The organism is Salipiger sp. HF18, assembly GCF_011806505.1.
Lineage (GTDB): Bacteria > Pseudomonadota > Alphaproteobacteria > Rhodobacterales > Rhodobacteraceae > Salipiger > Salipiger thiooxidans.
The window spans coordinates 1-502 of the sequence record NZ_JAATOS010001006.1; the positions used below are offsets into that span (position 1 = coordinate 1).

Below are 502 nucleotides of genomic sequence, written 5' to 3' on the forward strand. Positions count from 1 at the left end.
GCACCGAAGCCGCTGCCCGAGGGCAGCCTCGACGGCGCCACCGGTGACGCGGAGCGCGGGCAGCTGGTGTTCACCGCGGCGGGCTGCGCCTCGTGCCACCATGCGCCCGACGCCGAGGGCGAGGCCAGGCTCGTGCTGACCGGCGGCCAGCGTTTCGCCTCGGCCTTCGGCACGTTCCTCGCGCCCAACATCTCGCCCGCCCCCGCGCAGGGCATCGGCGACTGGTCACTGGACGACTTCGCCAGCGCCGTGAAACGGGGCGTATCGCCGGAGGGGCAGCACCTCTACCCGGCCTTCCCCTACACCGCCTATGCCCGCATGGAGGACGGCGATCTCGTCGATCTCTGGGCCTACATGCAGACCCTGCCCGCCTCGGACACTCCGAGCCAGCCCCACGAGGTCGGCTTCCCGTTCAACATCCGCCGTGGCGTCGGCGCCTGGAAGATGCTCTACGCCTCGCCCGACTGGGTGATGACCGAAGCCGAGTCGCCGCAGCTTGAAC

At 71.3% G+C, this 502-nt stretch carries 1 protein-coding gene; it reads left to right on the forward strand.

All coding sequences use genetic code 11. The features are described 5' to 3' along the window. The coding region (locus HC022_RS28515; protein ID WP_167454592.1) for a cytochrome c at positions 1-502 on the forward strand (502 nt) is incomplete at both ends.